Source organism: Bacillus sp. P14.5, from assembly GCF_003316765.1.
GTDB lineage: Bacteria > Bacillota > Bacilli > Bacillales > Bacillaceae_B > Rossellomorea.
The window spans coordinates 1-26,074 of record NZ_NIJF01000036.1 but is presented as its reverse complement, the minus strand read 5'-3'; the positions used below and the strand labels follow the sequence as shown (position 1 = coordinate 26,074).

The following is a 26,074-nucleotide window of genomic DNA, read 5'->3' as shown; positions in this document are numbered from 1 at the left end:
TGAAAAATTCATCAATGGAAAGGAGCCGCAACATGATTGAATTCAAAGGACTGACTAAGACGTATGAAAGTGGAGATGCGCCTGTCCGGGCATTGGACGGCATTGAATTAAAAATAAACGAAGGAGAAATATTCGGGGTGATCGGGTTCAGCGGGGCAGGAAAAAGTTCATTGATCCGATGCGTTAACTTGCTGGAGAGACCGACTTCAGGAAGTGTGATTGTGGATGGCAAGGACCTAACAAAGCTCTCTCCTAAAGAAATCAGGGCAGTAAAAAGGAACATCGGCATGATCTTTCAACATTTCAATCTTTTAAATTCCAAAACGGTGTTTGCAAATGTCGCTATGCCGCTAAAGCTGGCCAAAGTGTCAAAAGAAGCTATAAAGGAACGAGTTACGGAGCTCCTCGAGTTTGTCGGGCTTGAAGATAAAGCGGACTACTATCCAGACCAGTTATCCGGCGGGCAGAAGCAGAGAGTCGGCATTGCACGGGCACTTGCGACCAGGCCATCCATATTGCTTTGTGATGAAGCGACATCGGCACTGGATCCCCAGACAACCAACTCGATTTTGGAGCTGCTGAGAAAGGTGAACAAAGAATATAAAATCACCGTGCTGATTATCACCCATGAAATGACAGTCATTCGTGAGATTTGTGACAGGGTGGCAGTAATTGAAGCGGGAAAAATCATTGAGGAAGGTTCGGTATTCAGTGTTTTTTCCGCACCCAGGACGACTACAGCACGAAACTTTGTCAGCACGGTGATGAATGATAACTTACCGGAATCAATCAAGGACATCGTCAGGGAAAATGAAGGGGCACAAAAGGTTTTCAGAATCAATTTTGTCGGTGAATCTGCAGGACAGCCGCTTCTATCAAAAATCGCCAAAAAGTTTGATATCGATACGAATGTATTATTCGGCAATATCACAGAGCTGCAAGGAGTGCCTTTCGGAAACCTGATTGTTGAATTTATCGGCAGTGAGAGTGAAATCAACCGGGCGCTGATGTACATCAACCAGGAAAAAGTCGCAATCAAGGAGGTCGAAGCCAATGCTAGTTGATCAGGAACAGATTATTGATGCACTCATTGAAACGGTACAAATGGTCGCCTTTTCGCTGTTATTCTCCGCTCTTCTCGGTTTGCCTCTGGGGATCCTGCTGGTTGTGACCAGAAAAGGGCATCTGCTGGAAAATCTGCCGGTGTTCAATGTGTTGAATGGAATCATCAACGTATTCAGGTCGATTCCATTCATCATACTCATGGTCGCCATCATCCCGGTGACTAGGCTGATTGTCGGTACATCCATAGGTACAGCTGCAGCGGTTGTTCCATTGGTTTTCTATGCGGGACCTTATATTGCAAGATTGATAGAAAATTCGCTGCTGGAGGTCGAACCAGGCGTCATTGAAGCAGCAGAATCGATGGGAGCCACACCTTGGCAGATCATCATTAAATTTTTGATACCGGAAGCTTTAAGTTCATTGGTTCTGGCTTTTACTATTGCAACTGTCGGGCTGGTCGGCGCATCTGCCATGGCAGGCGCAGTCGGCGGGGGAGGACTTGGAGACCTTGCCATCACCTACGGCTACCAGCGTTTTGATACAGCCGTCATGCTGATCACCGTCGGCATATTGGTCATCATGGTTCAAGGACTGCAAACGTTCGGAAACATCACATCCAAAAAAATCAGAAGAAGATAACAGGAGGAATCATTCATGAAGAAATTACTATTGGCGTTACTTATTTCAGCAGTGGCAGTGGCCGGAGCGGCCTGCTCAAGTTCAACAAGCGGGGAAGAGACAAAGAAAGTGAAAATCGGTGTCAGCGGATCCGATAACCGCATTTGGGACTTTGTTTCAGAGAAAGCAGAAAAGGAAGGTATCGAAGTCGAAATCGTCCGTTTCTCTGACTATGTTCAGCCAAACATCGCGCTTGCAGAGGGAGAACTTGATGCCAACGCGTTCCAGACCATCTCGTATTTCAATGCTTTCAAAAAAGAACATGACTTGGATTTAGTTCCGATTGCCACTACTGTCATCGCTCCGATGGGAATCTACTCTGATAAATACAAGTCAGCAGATGAAATCCCGGAAGGCGGCAAGATTGCCGTGCCTAACGAAGCAACAAACATGGGAAGAGCCTTGCTGCTGCTTCAGGAAGCCGGATTGATCACACTTCCAGAAGACTTTGACGGAAACGGTGCAGTAGAGAAAATCGTCGACAACCCTAAAAATCTAGAAATCGTCCCTGTAGTAGCGGGCCAGACGCCAAGAGTGCTTCCGGATGTAGCCGCATCGATCATCAACAACGGAATTGCAGTAGATGCTGGATTCAATCCGACGGAAGACTCCATCTTCCATGAAAGCGAAACAGCGACACCATACATCAACATCATTGCTGTCCGCGCGGAAGATAAGGATAACGAAACACTCCAGAAGCTTGGTGAGCTTTATCAACAGGACGATGTAAAAGAATTTATCGAAAAAGAATACAAAGGCAGCACGATCCCTACATTTGTTCCATTAAGTGAAATTGGAGAGTAATAGACTTATAAAAAAATTATAACAGGAGGAATCGCCATGTCTTCAGTAGCAGAAATTAATACGAATCTAAAAAGTGTAATTATCGAGAGTGTAGATAGTCAAAGGGAAAAATACATTGCCGCGAGCCACAGCATCCACCAGAGACCGGAAATCGGAAATGAAGAATTCTTCGCTTCAAAACTTCTTTCCGACATCCTGGAGGAAGAAGGCTTTACAGTAGAAAGAGCTGTTGCAGGTCATGAAACAGCCTTCCTGGCAAGAAAGAAATCAGAAAAGGCAGGACCAGCCATCGCTTTTCTGGCAGAGTATGATGCACTGCCGGGAATCGGCCATGCCTGCGGCCACAATATTATTGGAACAACCAGTGTAGGGGCAGCCATTGCGTTGAGTAAGGTTCTCGATACAACCGGAGGTGAGGTGGTTGTTCTCGGAACACCTGCGGAAGAAGGAGGGCCGAACGGAAGTGCGAAAGGAAGCTTCGTGAAGCACGGCTTGCTGAAGGGGATAGATGCAGCCATGATGATCCATCCGGCCAACTCGACAAGAGTGACATCGACTTCCCTTGCTGTTGACCCGCTGGATTTTGAATACCATGGGGTCCCAGCCCACGCTGCTGCTTCTCCGCATGAAGGGGTCAATGCCCTTGATGCCGTCATCCAGCTGTTTAATGGAATCAATGCATTGAGACAGCAGTTGAAGGATGAGGTGCGAATCCACGGAATCATCACACATGGAGGAGATGCACCCAATATCATCCCTGAATATGCCAAAGCCAGATTTTTCATCCGTGCAGCAACAAGAGCCCATCTTGATGAAGTAACCAAAAAAGTGAAAGCTGTGGCAGAGGGAGCTGCCCTGGCAGCAGGAGCCCAACTCAAGGTCATTGCTTTTCAAAATGAAGTCGATAACCTTCTTTTGAACAAGAGCTTCGACCATGTTTTCAAAGGGGTCATAGAAGAATTAGGTGAGACGGTCGATTTGAACGACAGGGAGGGACTTGGTTCCACGGATGCGGGCAATATCAGCCAAGTGGTGCCGACCATCCATCCATTCATCAAAATCGGGCCGGATAACCTCGTTGGACACACGGTGCCATTCAGGGAAGCGGCAGCCTCCCCGCAAGGAGATGAAGCCTTGATTAAAGGAGCAAAAGCCTTGGCACTGACCGGTCTTGAGCTGCTAACAGATCATCAGACGCTATCTGCTATTAAAGAGGAATTTTTGGAAAGGAAGCTGCAGCAGGAAGGTTAATAAGCAGTAGATTAATAGAAGGCAGAATCCAGTTGGGTTCTGTCTGTTTTTTAGTTTCAGTTGCAATGTGCTCAGAATACCCTCAAATGAGTAAAATAATCTGGTATTACAACTGCCTCCTATCTTTCTAAAGATAGGGGGCAGCCTTGTTTATGCAGGCTGCGTTATTTATGATAGAAATAAAATAGTTGATCAATCAGGAGGGTTACAATGAATCATCAAAAAATGATCGATGAGGCAGCCGCCTCTGTTAATAAAATGCGCGAAAAGATCAGCGTCAGTCCCTGGAAACCGGCTTACCACCTGTCACCACCTGCTTTTTGGATGAACGATCCAAACGGGTTCAGCTATTATCAGGGTGAATACCATCTCTTTTATCAGCATCATCCATTTTCACCAGAGTGGGGCCCGATGTACTGGGGACATTTTAAAAGTAAGGACCTGGCCCATTGGGAAGAGGCACCGATCGCTTTGGCTCCAAGTGAAGAGTATGATCGCGATGGCTGCTTTTCCGGCAGTGCCATTGAAAAGGACGGTAAGCTTTACCTGATGTATACCGGGAATCAATGGACAGGCCCTGATCATGATACAGATCTGTATCAAACGCAATGCCTGGCTGTCAGCGAAGATGGAATGACTTTTGAAAAAATAGCTGAAAACCCGGTCATTGATCCTGCGCCCCAAGGGGATATCCACCCACACCATTTCAGGGATCCGAAGGTTTGGAAAAAAGGGGATCACTATTATTGTGTCCTCGGTTCACGCACTAAAGACCATGTTGGACAGGTCCTCTTATACCGCTCCGAAAATCTTATTAAATGGGAGTTTGTCAATGTAGCAGCGAAAGGGGAAGGCAATTTCGGATTCATGTGGGAGTGCCCCGATCTGTTTGAAATGGATGGCCGGACCATCCTTGTGATGTCTCCGCAGGGAATGAAGCCGGAAGGGAATCTCTATCAAAACCTCCATCAGGCGGGATATGTAACCGGAGACCTTGATTACGAATCAGGAACGCTTCAGCATGGAGATTTTGAGCTGCTCGATCATGGCTTCGATTTTTACGCACCGCAAACGATGGAAGACCCAACTGGCAGAAGAATCATGACTGCCTGGATGAATATGTGGGAGAGCCAGATGCCGGAGCAGGCTGAGGGATTTGCAGGGGCGATGACGATTCCCCGTGAACTGGTTTTGGAAAAAGATAAACTGAAGTCCAAACCAGTACCTGAATTGGAGAAAAGGCGGAGAAATCATAAACAATTTAAAAATGTGGCCGTTCAAGGTGAAACGTCACTTCCCGGTGTCGAGGGGAATGCTGTTGAACTGAAAGTCACCATTGATGCAAAAGAAGCTTCCCAGTTCGGTCTGAAACTGAGAGCCGGAAACAAGGAGGAAACCGAACTTCTTTATATCAAAGAAGAAAGAAGCCTTGTGCTCGACCGCAGCCTTGCTGGCAGAGGTCCCGGAGGCGTCAGGAAAGCCGAAGTTGAACTTAAGGAGAATTTTCTCGAACTACACATCTTCATCGATCATTCTTCTGTTGAAGTATTCATCAATGGCGGTGAAAAAGTTATGACTGCCCGGATATACCCGAAAAAAGACTCATCTCAAATCAGGTTTTTCTGTGACGATTCAATTGAATTGCTGCAAGTGGATAAGTGGGATTTGTAAAAGGAGTACCAGCGTCACTTATACATGTTAAAGAGGCTGGGACAAAAGTAGAAAACTAATTGATGCAAGTAGAAATCATCGAAAATAAAACCGCATGAGATCAAGGTTGATCTCATGCGGTTATTAGGCTCTTACCTTAAAGATGTTATTTTTTAGATTAGGTTATCCGCCAGTTCCTGATCGTAGGCGGATTGGAGCGGAAGGTGTGCGACCTCCTGCGGGACTAGCGGGACAGGTGAGACCCCGCAGGCAAAGCCGAGGAGGCTCAGCGCCCGCCCCGCGGAGTCGTGCACCTGGAGCGGAAATCCTTTCTTTATACTCAGACACATTCTTTTGAAAAGAGCTTTTTATAAGGTTTTGTCCCAGCCTCTTTATTTGATGTACCGTGCTCAGCCGGCGAGGTACAAGATCATGGGAAATATGATTTTTGATGTACCGCGCTTCGCCAGCGAGGTACATCAGCACTTCACTCAGTCCTGTGCACCTATCCCGTTCATAATCATTTGAACAGTCATATCGATTTCTTTTTCATCATCCCACTTCGTTTCAGGCAGGAATATATGCCGGATGAGAAGGTAGCCGAATACACTGGAAGCGGTAAAGCGGATAACGGTTTCTGTCGGCAGCTCAATGATCTGGCCTTTTTCTTTATAGAAGTCGACCAAGTGCTGAAAACGATGAAAGACCTTTTCAGCAATATGTTCCTTGAATTGTTCTTTTAACTCCGGATGAAAAGGAATTTCCTGTATCAAAATCCGGAACGCACTCATATTTTCCTTTAAGAAAGCCTGGCGGTTCAAGATCATCGCTTTCAGGAAGTCCTCATACTTTTCATATTTTGTATTAAGGACTTTGTTGATATCACGGATGATAAAAGGAGCGATAAGCTTGGCCATGGTCGGTGCCACGATGGAAAGCAAAAGATCTTTCTTTGTTTTATAGTGGCGGAAGATCGTCCCTTCGGCCACTCCTGCTTTTTTGGCGATTTCACTGGTGGAGGTAGCAGAATATCCTTTTTCCGCAAAGATTTCCAGTGCGGCTTCCAGGATTTTCTGCTGCTTTTCTGTCAGTTTTTCATCGCTGTTCAATAGTATATCGAGCATATCGTTTTGTTCAGTCATGATAAACCCCTTGTAAGATAAGTTACCTTATATTTTACGGTATTTTCTCAATGCTGCAACATTTAGAACGATGAACAAAAGAGAGAACCCTAATAAGAATGACAGGTTTCCGGTTATATCGCTGAAAGCAGCTCCTCTGATCATAACATCCCTCAATGCATCCGCAGCATAATAGAGAGGGGTGAACGGCCCAATCCAGCTCAGCCAATCGGTAATCGTCTCAAGATTGAACAATCCGGAGAAGAAGATTTGCGGAATCACCACAATGGGAATGAATTGCATCATCTGCAGTTCGTTTTGAGCAAAAGCAGAGAGCAGGATGCCAAGAGTCAGCGCCGTTAGTGAGAGCAATGCGATGATGATCAGGACATTCAAAAAGCTGCCCTCCATCATCATATCCAAGACATAGATCGCAAACCAGGAAATGAAGGCCGCCTGCAGGACCGCAAAAATACCGAAGCCGAGTACATAACTGATGACCATTTCCCATATTTTCAAAGGACTTGCCAGAAGTCTCTCCAATGTTCCGCTTGTTCTTTCACGAAGAAATGAAACCCCGCTGATTAGAAAAACAAAGAAGAAGATGAAGAATCCGAGCAAAACAGGCCCAAAGGAGTCAAACATACCCATTCCTTTTTCTCCGTGCAGAAGCTCAATGTCCAAGTTTGGAGTTTCAGTTTGTTGAGTGAACAGGGACTGTACTTCCTTCATCACCATTTGATTGATGGAAGGGTCGCTGCCTTCGAGGACAAGGAGAGGCGGATTTCCTTGTTCAATGGAAAGATATCCGTCAATTTCTCCGGTTTCAATTGATTCTTCCGCTTGTTCAGTGTTGTCAAAATGAACGAAGTCATTTGAATCTAATGCTTTCAATACTTCCTCATTTTCTGCTGAGATTCCAATTGCGGGGTCATATGGATCTGAATCAAAGATGACCCACATCATGGTCAAAATCAAAACGGGAGCTAAAAACATCAATGCTAAGGTCCGCTTGTCTCTGAAGAGCTGCTTAATGATTCTGATGACAAAACCAGTTATTCTCATGACTTAATTCGCCTCCGTCGATAAAAAAACTTCTTCAATAGAAGAGACACCGTATTTTTCTTTTATAACAGAAGGCTTTTCACTGCCTAACAGCATGCCGTCACGCAGAAGACCGAGCCGGTCACATCTTTCTGCTTCATCCATGACGTGTGTTGTGATCAGCAAGGTCCTGCCTTTGGATTTCAATTCCTGGAACTGCGCCCAAATTTGCTGTCGCAATACAGGATCGATTCCCACAGTCGGTTCATCGAGTATCAGGACTTCCGGATCGTGGAGAAGAGCTATGGCCAGGGAAAGCCGCCTCTTCATGCCACCCGAGTATAAAGCCACTGGTTTATGAAGGTGATCAAGAAGGTCCACGGTTTTCATAACAATCTTGATGCGTTCTTCCCTCTCTTTCTTTTTAACCCGTAAAGGGCAGCAAAAAAGTTCAAGTTTTCCTTGGCAGTCAGTTCTGTGTAGAGTGCATCTGACTGAGCCATGTACCCAACAGAGGTATAAACAGAACCGGCCTCAAGAGCGCCTCCTTTAAATTGAATAGTCCCAGAACCAGGAGTTTCCAAACCTATCAACATTTTGACAAGTGTGGTTTTTCCAGATCCGGAAGGACCGATCAACCCATAAATTTCGCCTTGAGGAATTTCCAATGAAATATCCCTTAGTACTTCTTGCTTTCCAAAAGCCTTTTTGACATTTTTCATAACAATAATAGGCTGCAACAACAACACCTCCAAATAATGAGTGATTACTCACTTTTTATCATACAATGAATTTTAAAAAGTGTAAAGTGAGTAATCACTCATTTGTTGATTAAAAAAGAAAGGCTGAGCCTTCCTAAAATGCATTTCTTAACGAACTGATAAATTGTACTTTATGCTTATCAAGAGAAACTCCTGTGACAGCCATTTTTTGAGCAACTTCCGGTTTGACGCCGGTAATGGTAACTGAAACTCCCAACAGCTTCAACGCACTCAGAAGACCGTTGATGGAATGGAGAAAATGAGCGTTAGCTTCAAGTACAGAAGAGAGGTCCACTATCAAAGAAGATAATTTCTTTTGTGAAACACTCATCAAAACTTTTTGTATGATTATATCTATTTCAAGATCGTCAATGATTGTTTGGTTAAGTGGAAGAATTCCCTTCCCTTCAGGAAGCAGGATAATATTGGAGGCCATTTGCTCCAAGTTGTACTTAAACTTTTCCTCTTCCAGGACAAATTCTGTGACATCGGAAAACTCAGCCAGAGCCCCGATAATTTCACTGTTCTCTTCGAGGAGATGTGTTTCCAGGTTAAAATAACTATTGAAATCACCAAATTGATAGGGCATTCTCTTAACTATGGTCGGCCTTCCATACTTTACCGTGTTTTCAATATGTCTTACATCTTCAGGTGCGTCAGGATGGAGGTCATAAGCATTTTGCTGAAGAACCTCTTCTTTTTTCACTTTCAATAACTTTTCACAAGCGGGATTCAGGTATAAAATTTTATAATTTGCATCAATGATCATAATGGCGTTTTTTAGAAAATCCATTGCATTCGCCTTATGTTGTGACATTTCCAGTATACTCTTCTTCAAAAGTGCTCCTCCAAATAACCGTCTTTTCTAAAGTATAGCATCATATTGGTTAGAATATCCAAGTCTAGGAGGAATATTTCTATTAATATAGTAGTTATACAGAAAGACAAGGAGGAGGGGCAGCGTGCAAGCACCAGAAGAAATAGTAAGAATTTGGAGTAAATTCGATGACTTTCCTATGGAGACACTTACAAAAGCGTGGTTCTATAGCAGGGGAGACACCAGGCAGCGGGATCCCGAAATCATGCAGTTACACCGGGAGAAATATGGAATCACGGGAAATTGCTTTGATTTAGCACTTTGGCTGCTGCATGAATTTCAGCAAGGGGGCATCGAGGCCTATCCGGTCGGACATGACCTGAATACAAGCAGTGCCCATGTTGCTGTAATCGCATTAGGTGATGAGGGGGAAAGATATCTGTGTGACCTGGGGGACCAGTGGCTTCAGCCTGTGTTAATTGAAGGTAGGCACTCTCTATTTAAAACTAGTAAACTTGAAGGGTTTTTTCCGGCCAGTGATATTCAGGTCTTCCCCGGGGAATCGGAAGTCGAGGTTCTATATCACCGTCCAAACGGGAAAACATCCAGGCAGGTCTATGAACTGAGTCCGATAAATATAGACTCGTTTATGGAGGCTGCGGATCGTTCCCAGAGTGACGTAAAGTCTGACCCGCTTCTTGAAGTGAGGATCCCATACAAGAATGAAATCGCTCATTGGGAATTCGGAGATTGGAAGAGTTTCCTGAGCACGACGGAGGGCAGGTTTTATGATGCTCCGCTGCATTCAATTTCAGAGTGGGTTGAAAGAATTCATGGAAAAACCGGATATGATAAGGAGATGCTTGAGGAAGCGCTGATGTTTTATCAGAGGAAGAGGAAGGATTAAGAGTATAAAGTGACTGAAGGCAAATAACCCAAAGAGAATAAAAGGAAAGACCACCTATTTTGTCATTATGATTATTCTTAATTATTTTTGGGGCGATTTAATAGACAAGAATAATAGTAAATAAAATAAGATCAATCATATAACGGGTTCTGTTTTCCCTTTCAAAATTATAAATTGCACATCAAAAGGAGTGCCAAATCGCATCGGTTTTGACACTCCTTTTTCTTGATAAAGGGTATTCTTGCTAGCTGGGGAACCTGTTAAATTGGCAATACAAAATGTAATCTAAATAGCAAATGGCAGAACTTTTTGTTCTTGAAGTTTTTTTGCGCAATTTCCTATTCACTTTTATCCCCAATATTAATATAAGGCTCTTTTCGTAATTTTTTTGGCTATTTAATATGTGATTTGGAAAATAATGCCGGAATTCCCCCCGAAATATCCTGGTAAGCAAGAAAGAAAAGAGCTACACCCTCCGTTTATAGAGGAATCCTTCGTATCCGGGGAAAAATCCGGCTCTCGGGATTTTTCCGAAAGCAACAATCAATGAGAAAACAGCCTAATATATAGAAGTAGTAAATTATATAGGAAAGCTTGCAGTGTTATGATTGGAACGGAAGGTGCGTGACCTCCTGAAGGAACTAGCGTGACAGGTGAGACCCCACAGGCGAATCTAGCTCCAGCGGCCAGCGACTAGCAGATTTCGGTCTCTCTCCTTGCGATAAGTCATCATCGAATCGCTAACGCTCTTCGTGATTCCTTTATCTCATACGTGAGCCCTACAATCTGTACGTCGCTGAACGGCCGCTTCCGCTTTTTATGAAGCCGAGGAGGCTCACCGCACGCCCCGCGGAGTCACGCACCTGGAGTGGAAATTAATACTTGTTGTTGGATGCGAATCATTCAGCCATTTCTTTGGCTAATTAGAAGTTTGTAATTCAAATAGAACCCGTAACAAATCATGAGTGATTTGTTACGGGTTGGTCTGAAATTATTCTGATTTGTATGCTTCTCCATACTGCTGGCAACACATGGTTTATTCAACCTTGTCGTTTTCCCATTGGTAGGTCCAGAAGTGTTCGGTCGTCACCCACTTCAATGCCTCCGGATCCTGGGCAGCAATACCTTCTTCAATCTGTGGAAGCATCCAGGCTGTCTGGGAGCTGTGCGCTTTCATTGCTGCTATCTTTTGATCTTTAACAGAAGTAATGTCATATACAACATCCGGTTTCCCAATATATTCCTGGCAGTTATTTGAGAAAGCCAGGCAGTGAAGCTTCGGACGGGAAGCATTGGGAAGACGGCGGACTGCCCTGACAACTGCCCGAGCGGTTGCCTCATGGTCAGGGTGAACAGAATATCCCGGATAAAAGGTGATAATCAAGGACGGTTTTAATTCCTCTATCAATTCTGTCACCATGTTGGCGAGCTTTTCATCATTTTCAAATTCAAGGGTTTTATCACGATACCCCATCATACGCAGGTCTGTGATTCCCATCACTTCTGCCGCCTTTTTCAATTCTTCTTTGCGGATGAGAGGTAGTGATTCTCTAGTCGCGAAGGGAGGATTCCCAAGGTTGCGGCCCATTTCGCCCAATGTCAGGCACGCATAGGTGACAGGGGTGCCGCTTTTTATAAACTGTGAAATCGTTCCCGATACCCCGAATGCTTCATCATCTGGATGAGGAAATATAACGAGAACGTGATTTTCTTTTTGCATACTGTACCCTCCTCAAAATGGCTGTGCCTACTCAAAAGGTGTCGGACTGATTTGCAGGGCCACTGCGAGTTTACCATCATTGCCATGCCCTGCCATCAGCAGCTGGTTCTTATCTGTTTTTTCAAAGTGGGTGAGTCCTTCCGCATAAATCCAGCCAATATCAAGCTTCAATCCTGCTCTGAAAGGGCCCTCACCGACAATCTTTCCGTGCTGGTAGTTTACCAATGCATTGCGTATGTAAGCTCCTGCTGAGAAGAAATCTTCTTTAAAGTGGGAGGCATATGCTCCGTTGGTCGTTTCTAAATGTATATAAACATCTTTGCGGGCGAATTCATTGATCAGGCCCTGAACCTTTGCCAGCGTTATAGGTTCCATACTCCTCTGCCTCCTTATCCGGTAAATCAATCTGATTACTTCCCATTTTACTAAAACCATCATTAGAATGCGAAAACAACGTCTCCCGTATACCCCGGGAATGTAAAAAAGCCGGCAGAGCCGGCTGCAGAAACTTTTTATTTCAATATGTCGATGGTCAAACCGAAGACGTTCCAAAGGAAGATTAAATTCACAATAGATAATACCCAGGCTAGTGCCGGATTTTTATAATGTATGCTCAGGACTACAAAGATTACGATATCCAAATAAAAAGACCAAAGCAGATTCCAGCCGTTATGGTGGGTGATTATGCCTGCTTCAAAGGCGATGACTTCAATGCCAAAATATATGAGCACCCATAAGCCAATCCAGAGAACTCTTCTGCTTTTGTTCTCGGGAAGGCGGCCGAGAAAGATAAGGGTCGTTGCCCAATAACGTATGATCATTTTGATCAAGGAAATGACAGTATGGTTAGGGAGGTAGCTGCTATCAAAGGACGGCTGAAAGAGCCACATCGATTTGTTATAAAGTAAGTATTGATACAGCAGGTCCCCAACCAGGAAGAAGAGGAAAGTCGGATAATAATCGCGCCAGTTCTTCCAATCACCCCATTTAATGACTGCAAGTAAGAAAAGAAAGAATAGTAAGGTATGCATTTGATTTACATCCTTTTCGGTGTTTTTTTACAATTTTTACCTAAAAAGGTCTTTCTATTCCTTTTTGAGGATAAATGAGTCTTTTTCATCATTTAGAGTGCTGTTCGCAGAGTTATTTTCGTTATACTCTATTCGCAACAATCCCGGCGGGCGAGCGGAAAAATAAGGGGAGATTTTCCCGTTAATGGCAGATTGAATCTCATTTTGCAGGTGAATAGAGGGAATTTTTCCCCTTATCTAAAGAAAAAGCACCTATTTTCTAGTGATTTAAGTTAAGAAAGGGGAATTTCTCCCTCTATTTAAGCTATTTTGAGTGGTATCTATTAAATAAGGGGAATTTTTCCCTCTATTTGATGAAGAGCAAAGCACCCTTGGTGACCCCGACGGGCTAAATGCTGGAACTAGACGACCGCTCGTTCCGAAGGAGTAGTACTCCTGCAGTGAAGGTCATCCTGAGCAAAGAGGGAGGAACGAGAGGGTCCTTTCACTAAAATATGTCGCTATTTTAAAGTCTCCAATGAACATTCATCTTGCTTTGAGGGAAGCTGTCTTTCTTTTTCTTAAAGCAAATAGAACTAATAATAAAAAAATGGCCCCCAGTAGGGAGCCATTTTCAAGGTTAAGATAAAAAGGTATTCAGGGTTAAGATAAAAATGTATTCAGGGTTAAGATAAAAAGTCATTATGCTGCATTTAGGGAAAGATTATTTCTTGCTGCCGACGACAACTACTTTCCCTTTGTCGAGTTCTTCCTCATAACGATCTGCCTCTGCGTCCGTTAATCCCAGGGAACTCATCTTGGAACGAAGCTCGTCACCGCGCTTCTTGAAAGTGTTACCCAGTGAGTCGAACACACCTTGCTCGCCCATGCCGACACTTTCAGTATGCGTTCCTTCTGTCAGATCTTTTGACCGTTCTTTGTCGTGAGCAAAGATATAAATATCGTCTTTCTCGTAACCTTCACGGTTTAAGCCTTCAATTACTTTCGTTGCTTGTACTCCGTTTTCAACTGTTTCTACTTTATACATTGTTACAGCCTCCTCTATAATTTTGATGAAGCGGTATATCTAATATCTACCCGGTTTATCGAACATTAAACAAACTCAATAGGTGGTGAAATTAAGCAGTTTCTGAATTCTGTAGCCGATATATTTCACCCAGGACATTTCATATTCCTTCTCACTGAACTTTTCAGTGTAAAGTGCATCTTCATTATCCCAGATTCTATTGAAGTAGTTTGACAACTCCTGGTTGATTTCCTGGTCGAGAGGGGTTTCCACCCACAGGTTGGTCTCGAGGTTCAGGTCCTCAAAGTTCCTTGTTGTATAGTTAGTTGAACCGCCAAGGATGGTTGCCTTGTCCTCCTTTTTGATGTAAAGGAGCTTTGTATGGTACTGTTCCATTTTCGTGTTATACCAGCGAATGTGAATATTATCTTCCCCGCGCTCTTCCAATTCGGATGCCACCGGAATGTTGGGCAGCCCCATTTTCTGGTTCCCAAAGGCATTTTGGTTCGGATCCAGGATGATTCTTACGTCAGCACCCCGGCGTGCAGCTTTGACAAGCCCGTCGATGACTTCCCGTTCAGCTAAGTAAAACATTCCAAGCCAGACTGTATCTCCTTTACCGGCTTGATCCAATTCAGCCAAGGCCCTCTTATAAATTTTTCCTTCCGTCAGCACCTGTACTTTTATGCTGCCGCCGGATTCTTGACTGCCTTGATAATCCGGCAGTTGAGGGCCATCCGAGTATCGGGCGGCTGCTTTTTCTGTCTCAAGGATATCTCCGATGATCGGCCCTCCAACTTCAAATGCAATGTTGGAATGAAGTCCGCTTGCATTATGAGGGTTTGCCGAAGTAACAAGGGATGATTGGTCTGTGACCACTACTTTTCGGTGATTGGCCTTCACATTCAACAGTTCCAAGTAGGATCTGAGTGTTACATCCGGTGCGGTAGAAGCCAAAGGATTCGGAAGCCATCCATCATCTTCGGGTTCTGACTGGAACCATTGAAAAAAAGTTCTCCAGACAGCACTGTATACATAGTTGGAATCTCTTAAGGGCTTCAGATCTGTATACATTACCTTGATTCCATTCTCTTTCAGCTGCTGTACTTCTGGAGCGTGGTGGGAGCCGTAGGTAGTATTTATATGATCGGTAATAAAGACCATTTCTATTTCAGGATTGCTTCTCTTTTTCTCGATGAGTGTTTTCGTCAGGTTTCCTGCTAAATCAGGCATGTCGTGATCTCCATCATAATAACTGTTAAAAAGGAACATATCGATGACGACAAAGTCCTCTGCCTCCGCAATCATCTCGTTGACCCTCTCGAATATTCTGGATTCATGATGAAAATTTCCTGATTTGTCCTTATAAGAAAGGTCATAGAGGAAGTTCACATCATCCGTCCGGAATACCTGACCTTCATAGGAGATACCTTCGGGAAGAGGCTTGTGGGTTTGATAAAACATAATCGCCCCAAAAAATACCAGTACAAGGAGTGCGGCAACTACATTCCTCATATTAAGCCGGTTTATCAACTTTTTCATGGGTTTTCCTCCAATAAGTAGTAACTATTCATTTACCCTCTTATGTAAATAAGTATTCCCACTTCCGACAATATTTTCTATAATATGAACAGAGGACGGTGAACTAGTTGAAAAGTAATGAAAGTAAAATAAGAGAGATAGAAGCTCTCTTGGAAGAATTGAAAGACAGCAGCCAGCAGACAAGTGCCACGGCCGTTTTAGATAGAGGGAAAATCAAAATGCCTTTCTTCAAAGCAGGAAAAGCCATTTTCAGTGTTTGGAAAAGCAAGTTTCTTATCATATTGCTCATTTTGGTCATTGTGATTGCAGGTCTTTCAATTGGCATGTATTCCTGGTTTGCCGGCAGTACATTTCAGGAAGAACAGGGATCTTTTGTCGAACAGATCAAAGACATGAATTCACTGGCAACCGCTCAAGCTTTTACCAAGGCGGTCATTGAACAGGAAGATAATAAGATCTTTGGAAAAGAGATTTCAGCGGACGTACCGGGCACGAAGCGAAAACTGTTATTGGTAGTACCGGGAACAGTCCTCGCAGGGGTGGACCTGAAAAAAGTATCAGAAAATGATATTTTAATAGATGAAGAGGGAAAAGAAATGACGATAGAATTGCCAAGAGCCGAGATCCTGCAGTCTCCTTCGCTTGATACAGAGAATATCAAAACATTTTCTGTGGAAGGAATCTTCAGAAGTGATGTGGACTGGGAGGAAGGGTTCGGCCTTGCGCAAGCGGCCAAGGAGCTTATTCAGCAGGAAGCAATCGATCAGGGATTGCTGCAAACGGCAGAAAAGAATGCTGAAAAATCGCTCAGTGAATTTTTTGGACAGCTTGGCTACAAAGTAACAATCGAATATAAAGGTTAGCATGGAAGGGTGTTATCGTGGCTGACAATTTTACGAACGATTGGAACGATGTACTGAAAGATGAAATGGATAAACCCTATTTTCTCAATTTGCAGGAATTTCTTGACGAAGAATATAAAACTCAAAAAATCTTTCCTGAGCAGAATGATATCTTCAATGCCATGAATTCCACTGCCTTTCAGGATGTGAAAGTGGTTTTGCTTGGGCAGGACCCCTATCACGGAGCGGGACAGGCTCACGGCCTGAGTTTCTCTGTTGAGGAAAATGTGAAGGTCCCCCCGTCACTGAGGAATATCTATAAAGAACTTCACGAGGATATCGGATGTGAGATACCGGGACACGGAAACTTGAGTAAATGGACTGGACAGGGAGTCCTTCTGCTGAATACTGTTCTGACAGTCAGGAAGGGAAAGGCGCATTCTCATAAGGGAAAAGGCTGGGAAACTTTTACTGACCAGGTGATTGAGCACCTTAATCATCGCGAGGAACCTGTTGTTTTTATGCTTTGGGGAAAGCCTGCGCAGGAAAAATTGAAGCTGATCGATGCTGAAAAGCACTTTGTTATACAATCTCCACATCCGAGCCCATTCTCCGCGAGGAAAGGATTCTTCGGAAGCAGGCCTTTCTCACGGGCGAATGATTGGCTGAAGAAAAATGGAGAAGAGGAAATTGACTGGTGCATTGAGTAAAAGCAGCATTTTCAGACTACATCCTTCATGTTTCACGTGAAACAATGGGGAGTGATGGCGAACCAAAGCGATAATTGGCTTTGGTTCTTTTCTTTTTATAGTTAATATAGCTTTAAAAAGAGTCGATTAGAACGGAAAGCCTGTACCATTCACCTCCAGGGAAGAACGCTTAGCGGGTTTGAAGAAGCCGGTTCTGTCCATAGAGAGCAAAAATCCTTTACCTCTTAATAGCCACAATCTTTACGAAAAGAGGATATGAAAAGTGTGCCAGGCTTATCACTCATAGGATAGGCAAATTCGAGATAAGTTTGATAGAATAGGGAAGAATGCTGGATAGGGAGACGAGAGAATTGCCAGAGAAAAAGAAAATCAATTGTTTTCAATGCCAATACTTTTACACAACATGGGAACCGGCCCATCCACGGGGATGTAAAGCATATGGATTCAAAACGAAAGCAATGCCCTCCTTGGTCGTCTTTCGTTCTTCGGGAGAAAGCTGCCTGAAGTATACTCCGAAGGGCAAAAAAGGAAAGTAACTTACGGCCGGCTTACTTTATTCGCAAGGGATGTTATGATTTTCATTAACACAGTGTGCTTATGCAGGGACCGCATTCTCGGCCCGGGAAGTCCTCTGTTGGGAAGATTAACAGCGTCTTGAAAACTAAAGAGAAGGCTCTTTTTAAAAGATTGTTGCTTTTCGAGACTATTTTACTTTCTCCCTTTTATGTAAGGGGATTGGAGCGGAAGGCGAGCGACCTCCTGCGGGACTAGCGGGACAGATGAGACCCCGGAGGCTCAACGCCCGTCTGGAGCGGAATTCCATTATTATTTAACAGATACAATTTTTGCAAAAAGAGGCAAAAGAAACAAAATAAAGACCTACAGGTAAGGAGGGACACAATGAATATATCTCATGTCTCATTAATTAATAAAATGGAGCAGGAACTCCTTAAAGCAAAGAAAGCGGAAAGACCGCAAAACATCCGGGAACACATCAACTCCATCAAGGCTTTGTGTGAAGTGATGCTGGAAACCGAAAGCGTTGGTTCCAGCCAGCCTTCCTTTTCCAAAGAAATACCTGCTCAGAGGATGACGATGCCCGCTGTCGATCAGCAGTCCCAGACAGTGAGGATTACGGAAGAAAGCAAACTGGAGACGGACGATGGAGCCAATGGTGACTCGCTGTTTGAATTTTAATATTTATAAATGGGAGTGTTAGTGAGTATGAAAACATTTATTATTATAGGAGCAATCAATGCATTTCTTTCAGTGGCATTGGGAGCTTTCGGTGCACATGCGCTGGAAGGGAAGATTTCTCAGAAATATATTGAGACATGGAACACAGGCGTACTTTACCAGATGTTTCATTCAATCGGGATTTTGATCATTGGGGTACTGGTGGGCAACATCGCAGCCGGTTCAATGCTGAACTGGTCAGGCTGGCTTATGCTTGCCGGGATTGTGCTGTTCTCCGGAAGCTTGTACATATTGAGCCTGACAGGGATCAAAGTGCTGGGGGCCATCACGCCTTTAGGAGGGGTAGCTTTCCTGATCGCATGGGTTCTGCTCATCATTACGGCTGTGAAATCCATGTAAGGCTGTTTTACTAAGGAATAATCATCATAAAAAAGACTGCGCGCCAGATGGCTCGCAGTTTTTTTATTGGCCGGAGTTCTGTTTTTATCTTGGCGAGTAAGAAACAGTAGGAGCTCCTGAGCCGAACGGATATTCATACTCGATTTCTTCATCAAATGTGATGTAGTCCAGATAAATCATTGGCAGAAGATAGCGCATTCCCGTTTGGGGGTCGCTCAGGACAAGGTGGTCACGCCCGGCTGCTTCAATGATTCCTTTGAATACCTTGGCATTCCACTCTCGATTGTTTTCGAAAGTCATATAGACTGTAGCGACCTTTCCCTTATTCAGGCGCAGAATGTTCTCAATGTAGGATTCCTCTACAGGGAGCTGGCCGGGAAAGTTCTGTGACGGACTTTGAGCGCTGGCAGGCTGGGGAACCTGCATGCCTTGGCCGCCGTAATACTGGCCTCCCATATAGTTCTGGGGCTGGCCGTAATATGGGGGCTGGGTATAGCCATATCCATAGGGATTTCCGCTGGTTGATTGTTTCACAATATTGACCTCCTTGAGTAATCATAATCCTTCATGTGGAAGGTATTTCACTTCTGGTCACAAAGCAGGGTATTCTTCCTTTAAGGCTCTCTTTCCTTAAAAATAAGTAGATAATGATAAAGAGAGCATGCTCTGATTTCACTATTTCATTTTTATGTAGGCAGGGGCTTGAATATTCCAGATAGATGGAGAATGTGCATGGACAAATTTTCGTGTGTAATTTATTTGCTGAGGAAGCCGTTGGACGCTGGGTGCTGAAGGGCCTTTCGTACTCGTTTCATCCAGACAAAAAAGGGTGGAGGAAATGGAGATTTTGTTTCCAAGCTGGAAGCATGGATAGGAGAAGAGTGTAAAAAAACCAAACAGAATTTATCTGTTTGGCTTGTGAAACATAAAATTATACGTATAAGAAATGGGATAACTTCTTTTCTTCCAATAGGTTTCCTACAAAGAAAGTTCCGAAATCGCCATAACGGGCGCTGACTTCATCGAAGCGCATTTCGTATACAAGCTTTTTGAATTGAAGGACATCATCCGCAAACAATGTAACTCCCCACTCATAATCATCGAAACCAACTGAGCCGGTGATGATCTGCTTCACTTTTCCTGCATACTGGCGGCCGATCATACCGTGGCTGCGCATCATGCTGCGGCGTTCTTCCATCGGCAGCATATACCAGTTATCATTTCCTTGGCGGCGCTTGTCCATCGGGTAGAAACAAACATGCTTGGCCTTTGGAAGGATCGGGTAAAGACGCGCGCGTACATGCGGGTTCTCATAAGGATCTTCACCATCAGCAAGGTAGTTGCTCAACTCTACTACTGAAACATAAGAGAATGTAGGGATAGTATATTGAGCAATCGTCAATTTATTGAATTCATTTTCAAGGTCATTCAATTCTTCCATTGTCGGGCGGACAATCATCATCATGAAGTCTGCTTTTTGGCCGACAATCGTGTAAAGCGCGTGGCTTCCTTCTTCTTGAGCTTGTGTTTTGTTCATTTTTTCAAGGAAACCATGAAACTCATTGATTGCGATTTGTCTTTCGTCGCTGGAAAGCATTTTCCAGGAAGTCCAGTCCATTGCACGGAAGTCATGCAAAGAATACCAGCCATCTAATGTTTGTGCCGGTTCACTCATATGTATCACTCCTTATAATCTTGTATGCACCCTTACTATATCATAGTTTGGCCCAATTACCTGAATATGAATCTTGACTGAATAAGGACAATTTTCCCCTTAATTGTGAAGCAAAACTGCATACACGTGTATTGAAAAGGGAACAATAAAGCAGGCTGAAAAGGGAAGAAATTTTCTAAAAACAAAAACAATTGCGTTGGAAACGCTGCCACTGTCCGTTATTCTTGAAATCTCCCGGCAGAAGAGTATGCTAAAAAGTGGATAAATGAAGGAGGGCTTAATTCATGAGCAATCTATTTGAAACACTACAAGCGAAAGTTAAAGGAAAAGACCTGAAGATTGTTTTTCCTGAAGGACAGGATGAAAGAATCCTGAGTGCGGCGTCACGTCTGGCTGCAGAAGGAATCCTGACTCCAGTCATTATTGGTAATGCAGGCAGTGTCCAAGCGAAAGCAAAAGAGGTGAACGTTTCCCTCGAAGGCTGTGAAATTCTGGACCCGTCTGACAATGAATTCATGGAAGAACTTGTACAGGCTTTTGTGGAAAGAAGAAAAGGCAAAGCGACTGAAGAAGACGCTAAAAAGATTCTTCTCGATGAAAACTACTTTGGAACGATGCTCGTCTATACAGGCAAAGCACACGGTTTGGTGAGCGGCGCGGCACACTCAACAGCTGATACTGTCCGTCCTGCACTTCAAATCATTAAAACGAAGGAAGGCGTGCGCAAAACTTCAGGTGTTTTCATCATGGTCCGTGAAAACGAAAAATATGTATTTGCCGATTGCGCGATCAACATCAATCCTGACAGCCAGGATTTGGCTGAAATCGCTGTGGAAAGCGCGAAAACAGCCCAAATGTTCGATATTGACCCTCGAGTGGCGATGTTAAGCTTTTCTACAAAAGGCTCGGCAAAATCCCCTGAAACTGAAAAGGTAACAGAAGCAGTGAATGTGGCAAGGGAAAAAGCGCCTCATTTAACATTAGATGGCGAATTTCAATTCGATGCTGCCTTTGTTCCTTCTGTTGCAGAGAAAAAAGCACCGGACTCTGTCCTCAAAGGCGATGCGAATGTATTTATCTTCCCTAGCCTCGAAGCAGGAAACATTGGATACAAGATCGCACAGCGTCTAGGTAACTTTGAAGCGGTTGGGCCGATCCTTCAAGGATTGAATGCTCCGGTCAACGATCTATCCCGCGGCTGTAATGAAGAAGATGTCTATAAACTAGCGCTGATTACGGCAGCACAAGCATTATAAAGGCAAATTGACGGTCTCCATGGCGGGGGCCGTTTTTTGATAAGGCTTCGTCCTGTTGAAGGGGGATATGATATAATAATCCCCATGATAATCGAAGGAGCAAGAACGATGGAAATACAAAAAAATCAATCATTATTAATACAGCCGGAATGGAGGATCATCGACCAATCCAGCCTGGGCCCGATATTCGATGCCCTTCAGTCCTTTGCGATCGATGATACCCTTTGCACTTCAGTGGGAGCGGGAACATCGCCTGCCACTGCGAGATCGTGGGTCCATCACGATACGATAGTACTCGGAATCCAGGATACCAAGCTTCCCGCTTTAGAGGATGGCCTGAAGCTTCTGGAAGATCGCGGATACCGGTACATCGTCCGTAATTCGGGGGGATTGGCGGTCGTCCTTGACGAGGGCGTCCTCAACTTTTCGCTCGTGTTTCCTGATACGGAAAAAGGCATTGATATCAACCGCGGATATGATGCCATGCTGCAGCTGACAGAAGATATGTTCAAAGATTTCCCAGTTGATATTGAAGCCAAGGAAATCGTCAATTCCTATTGTCCAGGCAGTTATGACCTCAGTATAAACGGCAGGAAATTCGCCGGCATCTCACAAAGAAGGATCCGGAATGGCGTCGCCGTCCAGATTTATCTCTGTGTAAATGGAAGCGGATCTGAGCGCGCTAAAGTCATCAGGGATTTTTATTCAGCTGGAAAAAGGGAAGAAAGCAGCAAATTCGTCTTTCCTGAGATCCACCCGGAGGTGATGGCCTCCCTTTCTGAACTTCTTGGTGTGGAATTAACGATACAAGATACCATGCTTAGGTTCTTTCAGTCTCTGAAGGAGTTCAGCGGGAAAATCTATGCAAGCCAGCTGGAAGGCAGCGAGATTCCTTTATATGAAGGCTATTTAGATAGGGTTCACCAAAGAAATGAGAAAGTTTTAGAGAAATAGTATTCGGCGGTCCATTGGGCTGCCGATTTTTTTGCGGAAGCAGGGGAAGATAGATGCTCTTCACCGCTTTAAAGCGGTGAAAGGGACAGTCCCTCTGAGATTTAAAGCGTTAAGGAACTGTTATGCAGCCTTACAAATCAAAAAACACTGGCAGCGGCCAGTGTTTTTGTTCTATTCTGCTACTTTTTCAAGATTGCCGTTGCGGTCCATTTTGAATCTTGGGGCTTTTCCTTCTTCGTCCTCAAATAATACAAGTTTTCTTGCGCGGTTCATGATCTGCATCATGGTTTCGTAATCTTCCTGCATCGTCACTGTATTTTTTTCGAGCTCGCCAATTTTCTTTTGTAAATCAGCGTTCTGGCGTCTGATTTCGGCATTCTCATGCTTCAATCTCTGATTCTCACTTTTTAAAATATCAGAGTGAAAGTTCGAGTGTGCCAAGCTTTGTAAATACATAATGACTTTTTCAAGAGACATTTCCATTTTTCCTTGGACCGGCTCACGTTTGGCAGCCGGAGTGTTGAATACCGGCGCTGCGGCAGGAGGATTCACTTCATTGGTCTGTACAGCTTCCTCTGCAAACTCTGTATCGGCGGCTTCAGAGGCTTCCATCGCTTCCAATGTTTCCATTAGCGGACTAGTATACTCTTGATCTTCAGAGCTCATCTCAGAAGACATCGATAGGGACATTGCGTCGATTTCATCATAAGATGGTGCGGGCGGCTGATATAGCAGCTTTTTCTTGCCGCCCTGGTCTTTTCCAAGAATGCGCTGTCTTTGCTTGCGCTGTTTCTTTGCCAGGCTCAAGGCTTTTTCGTATTGATGGCGAACTACAGCATTCCATCGGAAACCGCAAGCTGCGGATGTTCTGTTCAATTTATCTCCTACTTCTTCAAACGCGTTCAACTGCGTACTGCCTTCTCTTACATGCCGTAAAACAGTTTCGGCTAATAGCAAATCATCTTCCTCTGTCCAAGCGTCCTGTCTGGATTTCATTTATTCCAACTCCCTTATTTTAGTAACTTTTCTTACTAGAAGTCTGTACAAAATAAACAGAATCTATACGAATATGTTAAAATTATTTTTTCTGCTAGTTTCGTTGTCGTTCCGCTGGGGAAGGGTATTCTGAGTCTGTCAAGAGCCGGTTTAGGAGCAAAATTTTTTTCTGGCTTTTAACCCTTGAAATATAAACAATTTTCACCATTTCTATTTATTTTTCGACAAGCTTCGAGATGTTTTTATGAAAAAAACCGTCTATAATAGATATATGTTAGACAGGAAGAGGGTAAAGAATGGAATATTCCAAATTGAAGTTACATGAGGAAAAAGTTTTTAAAGACCCTGTTCATCGTTATGTACACGTAAAAGATCAGGTCATTTGGGATTTGATAGGGACGAAGGAGTTTCAGAGGCTGAGGCGGATCAGGCAGCTGGGAACCACTTATTTAACGTTCCATGGCGCGGAACACAGCCGTTTGAATCATTCCCTCGGTGTCTATGAGATCGTACGGAGGATCGTAGACGACGTTTTCCAGGGCCGGCCTGAATGGAGCCAGGATGAAAGGCTTTTAAGTCTATGTGCTGCACTGCTTCATGATTTAGGTCATGGACCTTTTTCCCATTCTTTCGAAAAGGTCTTTCATCTCGATCATGAGCATTTCACACAGGAAATCATTCTGGGGAATACCGAGGTAAATCAGGTCCTTTCAAAAGTGGGCAGGGATTTCCCCAAGCATGTCGCCGAGGTCATAGCAAAAACATACGTGAACAAGCAGGTTGTCAGCCTGATTTCCAGCCAGATCGATGCCGACCGGATGGATTATTTGCAGCGCGATGCCTATTTTACAGGAGTCAGCTACGGCCACTTCGATATGGAAAGGATCCTGCGCGTCATGAGGCCCCGGGAAGATCAGGTCGTCATTAAATCAAGCGGGATGCACGCCGTAGAGGATTACATAATGAGCCGTTATCAGATGTACTGGCAGGTGTATTTCCACCCGGTAACACGAAGTGCCGAAGTGATTCTGACAAAGATCCTCCATCGTGCCAAGGAGCTCTATCAACAATCGTATACTTTCAAATACGATCCTCTCCATTTCTATTCCCTCTTTGAAGAGAACGTATCGCTTGAGGACTATCTGAAGCTCGACGAAGCCGTCATCATGTTCTACTTCCAGACATGGGAAGACGAAGATGATCCGGTGCTGAGCGACCTTTGCCGCCGCTTTATGAATAGGAATCTTTTCAAATACGCGGAATTCGATCCAGCGAAGGAATACAAGAAACACAGGGAGCTGGAAACGTTATTCAAAAAAGCCGGCATCGATCCGGAGTACTATCTCGTCGTCGATTCATCATCGGACCTTCCTTACGATTTTTACCGTCCCGGTGAAGAAGAGGAACGCCTGCCGATTCACTTGCTGTTGCCGAATAATGAATTAAAAGAATTGTCCAGGCAGTCGGATATCGTGGATGCGATCTCAGGTAAAAGAAGAACGGATCACAAACTCTATTATCCTGCCGACTTTCTATATGATGAAACATCCAAGAGAAACATCAAAAGACAAATCCGTTCGATTTTGGAACTCGATTAATAGCGAGGCTGTCTCAAAAGCCATAGCCGGAACCGCGGTTGCAACTCGGTGCCGGACCCTTCTGAGACAGCCTCCGTGCACCTAATGGCGGAACACCGAGTAATTTTTGAAGTAGGAGATGAAGTAAAAGTGTTAAAGGATCACACGAAATTAATGAGTGCATTTTTGGCTTCCGGGGAAATCACCGGCAGAAAGAAACTGCAGAAAATGATATATATAGCCAAGAAATTATCTTTCCCTTTTCAAGAAAAGTTCCAGTTTCATTTCTACGGTCCTTACTCAGAGGAGCTGACCCTTCGAGTCGAAGAACTGTGCAACATGGGATTCATCAGCGAGCTCAAAGAGAAAAAAGGCGGATACTACCAATACCGCTACACCGTGACAGAAGAAGGCCAGGGCTTTTTGAACATGTACGAAACGGATATGCCCTTCCTTAAGGACTGCCTGGAGGAAATGAATGAGCAGCCTTCCCGTTTTCTTGAACTCGTGTCAACGGTGTTATATTTCGATAATCTGTCCCGCGAAGAAGTGGAAGAGAAAGTCTTTACCCTCAAGAGCAAGCAGAAGTATACGGTTGAAGAAATCGATGCAGCCTATGAATATATCGATGGGTTGAAGAAGAAAATAGCACATTAATTGGGAGGCCCGTCACTGGTGTGTGGCGGGTTTTTTTGTGGGGGTCATGAGGACTGGGGTATTTGGTGAGGGTTAGGGCGTTTTGGATGGTGGGCGATTTGCGAGTGGGAGAGTGGGGCTTTTATAGACCCGAGGCTAGTGAAAGTTGCAGTGGAGGGGTCTCAAGGAAGCTTTTAGAGACCCAAGGGCAGTGGAAATAGCAGTGGACGGTTCTCAAGGGAGCTTTTAGAGACCCAAGGGCAGTTAGATTTTCTTGGAAGGAGGTCTCAAGGGAGCTTTTAGAGACCCAAGGGCAGTGGAAGTTGCGTGGAAGAGGTCTCAAGGAAGCCTTTAGAGACCCAAGGGCAGTGAGATTTGCGTGGGAAAGGTCTCAWGGAAGCTTTTAGAGACCCAAGGGCAGTGGAACTCGCGTGG

Annotated in this window: 25 protein-coding genes and 1 pseudogene; 14 read left to right on the top strand and 12 right to left on the bottom strand. The window is 44.3% G+C overall.

Features of this window, described 5'->3' with window-relative positions; genetic code table 11:
• The first annotated feature begins 32 nt into the window (after nucleotides 1–32).
• The 5 genes from B9Z54_RS04190 to B9Z54_RS04170 all read left to right on the top strand — a co-directional run bounded on the left by B9Z54_RS04190 (nucleotide 33) and on the right by B9Z54_RS04170 (nucleotide 5,469).
• On the top strand, nucleotides 33–1,064 hold the full coding sequence (locus B9Z54_RS04190; RefSeq protein ID WP_113927285.1) for a methionine ABC transporter ATP-binding protein: 1,032 nt from the start codon (nucleotides 33–35) through the stop codon (nucleotides 1,062–1,064).
• Nucleotides 1,054–1,704, top strand: a complete 651-nt coding sequence (locus B9Z54_RS04185) for a methionine ABC transporter permease (protein WP_113927249.1) — start codon at nucleotides 1,054–1,056, stop codon at nucleotides 1,702–1,704. Before B9Z54_RS04190 ends, B9Z54_RS04185 begins: the two co-directional genes overlap by 11 nt.
• A gap of 15 nt (nucleotides 1,705–1,719) precedes the next feature.
• Nucleotides 1,720–2,547: a MetQ/NlpA family ABC transporter substrate-binding protein gene (locus B9Z54_RS04180; RefSeq protein WP_113927248.1), complete on the top strand. Its 828-nt coding sequence runs from the start codon at nucleotides 1,720–1,722 to the stop codon at nucleotides 2,545–2,547.
• 36 nt (nucleotides 2,548–2,583) lie between these two features.
• Complete coding sequence (locus tag B9Z54_RS04175; protein ID WP_113927247.1) at nucleotides 2,584–3,798, top strand: M20 family metallopeptidase; 1,215 nt, start codon at nucleotides 2,584–2,586, stop codon at nucleotides 3,796–3,798.
• 210 nt (nucleotides 3,799–4,008) lie between these two features.
• The gene (locus B9Z54_RS04170) at nucleotides 4,009–5,469 is read left to right on the top strand and encodes a glycoside hydrolase family 32 protein (protein WP_113927246.1); all 1,461 of its coding nucleotides are present in this window, start codon (nucleotides 4,009–4,011) and stop codon (nucleotides 5,467–5,469) included.
• Nucleotides 5,470–5,939: 470 nt separating this feature from the next.
• Here B9Z54_RS04170 and B9Z54_RS04165 read toward each other — a convergent pair whose 3' ends face one another.
• The 4 genes and pseudogenes from B9Z54_RS04165 to B9Z54_RS04150 all read right to left on the bottom strand — a co-directional run bounded on the left by B9Z54_RS04165 (nucleotide 5,940) and on the right by B9Z54_RS04150 (nucleotide 9,212).
• Entirely contained in the window at nucleotides 5,940–6,590 is a 651-nt protein-coding gene (locus tag B9Z54_RS04165; RefSeq protein WP_113927245.1) for a TetR/AcrR family transcriptional regulator, read from the bottom strand.
• Between the two features lie 27 nt (nucleotides 6,591–6,617).
• Nucleotides 6,618–7,634, bottom strand: coding sequence for an ABC transporter permease (locus B9Z54_RS04160; protein ID WP_113927244.1), 1,017 nt, complete (start codon nucleotides 7,632–7,634; stop codon nucleotides 6,618–6,620).
• 3 nt (nucleotides 7,635–7,637) lie between these two features.
• A pseudogene (locus B9Z54_RS26620) lies at nucleotides 7,638–8,335 on the bottom strand (ABC transporter ATP-binding protein).
• Nucleotides 8,336–8,468: 133 nt separating this feature from the next.
• Nucleotides 8,469–9,212 (bottom strand): PAS domain-containing protein, encoded by a 744-nt coding sequence (locus B9Z54_RS04150; RefSeq protein WP_113927243.1) that lies wholly within the window; start codon nucleotides 9,210–9,212, stop codon nucleotides 8,469–8,471.
• A 124-nt stretch (nucleotides 9,213–9,336) separates the two neighbouring features.
• Here B9Z54_RS04150 and B9Z54_RS04145 point away from each other — a divergent pair, with 124 nt between their 5' ends.
• Nucleotides 9,337–10,098, top strand: coding sequence for a hypothetical protein (locus B9Z54_RS04145; RefSeq protein WP_240189793.1), 762 nt, complete (start codon nucleotides 9,337–9,339; stop codon nucleotides 10,096–10,098).
• Between the two features lie 1,036 nt (nucleotides 10,099–11,134).
• On the opposite strand, the gene bshB2 is transcribed toward B9Z54_RS04145, so the two are convergent.
• The 5 genes from bshB2 to B9Z54_RS04120 form a co-directional block, all read right to left on the bottom strand.
• Complete coding sequence (bshB2, locus tag B9Z54_RS04140; protein ID WP_113927242.1) at nucleotides 11,135–11,818, bottom strand: bacillithiol biosynthesis deacetylase BshB2; 684 nt, start codon at nucleotides 11,816–11,818, stop codon at nucleotides 11,135–11,137.
• A gap of 27 nt (nucleotides 11,819–11,845) precedes the next feature.
• Entirely contained in the window at nucleotides 11,846–12,193 is a 348-nt protein-coding gene (locus tag B9Z54_RS04135; RefSeq protein WP_113927241.1) for a YojF family protein, read from the bottom strand.
• A gap of 137 nt (nucleotides 12,194–12,330) precedes the next feature.
• Nucleotides 12,331–12,849 (bottom strand): CBO0543 family protein, encoded by a 519-nt coding sequence (locus B9Z54_RS04130; protein ID WP_113927240.1) that lies wholly within the window; start codon nucleotides 12,847–12,849, stop codon nucleotides 12,331–12,333.
• 703 nt (nucleotides 12,850–13,552) lie between these two features.
• The gene (locus tag B9Z54_RS04125; protein ID WP_113927239.1) at nucleotides 13,553–13,876 is read right to left on the bottom strand and encodes a YflT domain-containing protein; all 324 of its coding nucleotides are present in this window, start codon (nucleotides 13,874–13,876) and stop codon (nucleotides 13,553–13,555) included.
• A gap of 75 nt (nucleotides 13,877–13,951) precedes the next feature.
• On the bottom strand, nucleotides 13,952–15,397 hold the full coding sequence (locus B9Z54_RS04120) for a phospholipase D family protein (RefSeq protein ID WP_113927238.1): 1,446 nt from the start codon (nucleotides 15,395–15,397) through the stop codon (nucleotides 13,952–13,954).
• Between the two features lie 107 nt (nucleotides 15,398–15,504).
• Here B9Z54_RS04120 and B9Z54_RS04115 point away from each other — a divergent pair, with 107 nt between their 5' ends.
• From B9Z54_RS04115 to B9Z54_RS04095, 4 genes are all read left to right on the top strand, one after another.
• Nucleotides 15,505–16,260 carry a DUF4230 domain-containing protein gene (locus B9Z54_RS04115; protein ID WP_240189792.1) on the top strand — a complete coding sequence of 252 codons (756 nt, stop codon included), beginning with the start codon at nucleotides 15,505–15,507 and terminating at the stop codon, nucleotides 16,258–16,260.
• A 17-nt stretch (nucleotides 16,261–16,277) separates the two neighbouring features.
• Nucleotides 16,278–16,949 carry a uracil-DNA glycosylase gene (locus B9Z54_RS04110; protein ID WP_113927237.1) on the top strand — a complete coding sequence of 224 codons (672 nt, stop codon included), beginning with the start codon at nucleotides 16,278–16,280 and terminating at the stop codon, nucleotides 16,947–16,949.
• Between the two features lie 900 nt (nucleotides 16,950–17,849).
• Nucleotides 17,850–18,146, top strand: a complete 297-nt coding sequence (locus B9Z54_RS04100; RefSeq protein ID WP_113927235.1) for a YwdI family protein — start codon at nucleotides 17,850–17,852, stop codon at nucleotides 18,144–18,146.
• A 27-nt stretch (nucleotides 18,147–18,173) separates the two neighbouring features.
• Nucleotides 18,174–18,545: a DUF423 domain-containing protein gene (locus tag B9Z54_RS04095; RefSeq protein WP_113927234.1), complete on the top strand. Its 372-nt coding sequence runs from the start codon at nucleotides 18,174–18,176 to the stop codon at nucleotides 18,543–18,545.
• A gap of 84 nt (nucleotides 18,546–18,629) precedes the next feature.
• Here B9Z54_RS04095 and gerQ read toward each other — a convergent pair whose 3' ends face one another.
• A complete protein-coding gene (gene gerQ / locus B9Z54_RS04090) occupies nucleotides 18,630–19,079 on the bottom strand; it encodes a spore coat protein GerQ (protein ID WP_113927233.1) in 450 nt (149 codons plus the stop codon).
• A gap of 397 nt (nucleotides 19,080–19,476) precedes the next feature.
• Nucleotides 19,477–20,220 (bottom strand): hydrogen peroxide-dependent heme synthase, encoded by a 744-nt coding sequence (hemQ, locus tag B9Z54_RS04085; protein ID WP_113927232.1) that lies wholly within the window; start codon nucleotides 20,218–20,220, stop codon nucleotides 19,477–19,479.
• 284 nt (nucleotides 20,221–20,504) lie between these two features.
• Here hemQ and pta point away from each other — a divergent pair, with 284 nt between their 5' ends.
• Nucleotides 20,505–21,476 (top strand): phosphate acetyltransferase, encoded by a 972-nt coding sequence (pta, locus tag B9Z54_RS04080; RefSeq protein WP_113927231.1) that lies wholly within the window; start codon nucleotides 20,505–20,507, stop codon nucleotides 21,474–21,476.
• A gap of 114 nt (nucleotides 21,477–21,590) precedes the next feature.
• Nucleotides 21,591–22,430, top strand: coding sequence for an octanoyl-[GcvH]:protein N-octanoyltransferase (gene lipL, locus B9Z54_RS04075; protein ID WP_275887779.1), 840 nt, complete (start codon nucleotides 21,591–21,593; stop codon nucleotides 22,428–22,430).
• 171 nt (nucleotides 22,431–22,601) lie between these two features.
• Here the strand turns inward: lipL and B9Z54_RS04070 are convergent, their stop codons facing one another.
• Nucleotides 22,602–23,426 (bottom strand): RsfA family transcriptional regulator, encoded by an 825-nt coding sequence (locus tag B9Z54_RS04070; RefSeq protein ID WP_113927230.1) that lies wholly within the window; start codon nucleotides 23,424–23,426, stop codon nucleotides 22,602–22,604.
• 296 nt (nucleotides 23,427–23,722) lie between these two features.
• Here B9Z54_RS04070 and B9Z54_RS04065 point away from each other — a divergent pair, with 296 nt between their 5' ends.
• Nucleotides 23,723–25,024, top strand: coding sequence for an HD domain-containing protein (locus B9Z54_RS04065; RefSeq protein ID WP_113927229.1), 1,302 nt, complete (start codon nucleotides 23,723–23,725; stop codon nucleotides 25,022–25,024).
• A gap of 129 nt (nucleotides 25,025–25,153) precedes the next feature.
• On the top strand, nucleotides 25,154–25,660 hold the full coding sequence (locus tag B9Z54_RS04060; RefSeq protein ID WP_113927282.1) for a YwgA family protein: 507 nt from the start codon (nucleotides 25,154–25,156) through the stop codon (nucleotides 25,658–25,660).
• The last annotated feature ends 414 nt before the right edge of the window (nucleotides 25,661–26,074 follow it).

Coding starts and splice junctions, on each gene's coding strand:
- B9Z54_RS04190 (WP_113927285.1), top strand. CDS start 33: ATGATTGAATTCAAAGGACTGACTAAGACGTATGAAAGTGGAGATGCG.
- B9Z54_RS04185 (WP_113927249.1), top strand. CDS start 1,054: ATGCTAGTTGATCAGGAACAGATTATTGATGCACTCATTGAAACGGTA.
- B9Z54_RS04180 (WP_113927248.1), top strand. CDS start 1,720: ATGAAGAAATTACTATTGGCGTTACTTATTTCAGCAGTGGCAGTGGCC.
- B9Z54_RS04175 (WP_113927247.1), top strand. CDS start 2,584: ATGTCTTCAGTAGCAGAAATTAATACGAATCTAAAAAGTGTAATTATC.
- B9Z54_RS04170 (WP_113927246.1), top strand. CDS start 4,009: ATGAATCATCAAAAAATGATCGATGAGGCAGCCGCCTCTGTTAATAAA.
- B9Z54_RS04165 (WP_113927245.1), bottom strand. CDS start 6,590: ATGACTGAACAAAACGATATGCTCGATATACTATTGAACAGCGATGAA.
- B9Z54_RS04160 (WP_113927244.1), bottom strand. CDS start 7,634: ATGAGAATAACTGGTTTTGTCATCAGAATCATTAAGCAGCTCTTCAGA.
- bshB2 (WP_113927242.1), bottom strand. CDS start 11,818: ATGCAAAAAGAAAATCACGTTCTCGTTATATTTCCTCATCCAGATGAT.
- B9Z54_RS04135 (WP_113927241.1), bottom strand. CDS start 12,193: ATGGAACCTATAACGCTGGCAAAGGTTCAGGGCCTGATCAATGAATTC.
- B9Z54_RS04130 (WP_113927240.1), bottom strand. CDS start 12,849: ATGCATACCTTACTATTCTTTCTTTTCTTACTTGCAGTCATTAAATGG.
- B9Z54_RS04125 (WP_113927239.1), bottom strand. CDS start 13,876: ATGTATAAAGTAGAAACAGTTGAAAACGGAGTACAAGCAACGAAAGTA.
- B9Z54_RS04120 (WP_113927238.1), bottom strand. CDS start 15,397: ATGAAAAAGTTGATAAACCGGCTTAATATGAGGAATGTAGTTGCCGCA.
- B9Z54_RS04100 (WP_113927235.1), top strand. CDS start 17,850: ATGAATATATCTCATGTCTCATTAATTAATAAAATGGAGCAGGAACTC.
- B9Z54_RS04095 (WP_113927234.1), top strand. CDS start 18,174: ATGAAAACATTTATTATTATAGGAGCAATCAATGCATTTCTTTCAGTG.
- hemQ (WP_113927232.1), bottom strand. CDS start 20,220: ATGAGTGAACCGGCACAAACATTAGATGGCTGGTATTCTTTGCATGAC.
- pta (WP_113927231.1), top strand. CDS start 20,505: ATGAGCAATCTATTTGAAACACTACAAGCGAAAGTTAAAGGAAAAGAC.
- B9Z54_RS04070 (WP_113927230.1), bottom strand. CDS start 23,426: ATGAAATCCAGACAGGACGCTTGGACAGAGGAAGATGATTTGCTATTA.
- B9Z54_RS04065 (WP_113927229.1), top strand. CDS start 23,723: ATGGAATATTCCAAATTGAAGTTACATGAGGAAAAAGTTTTTAAAGAC.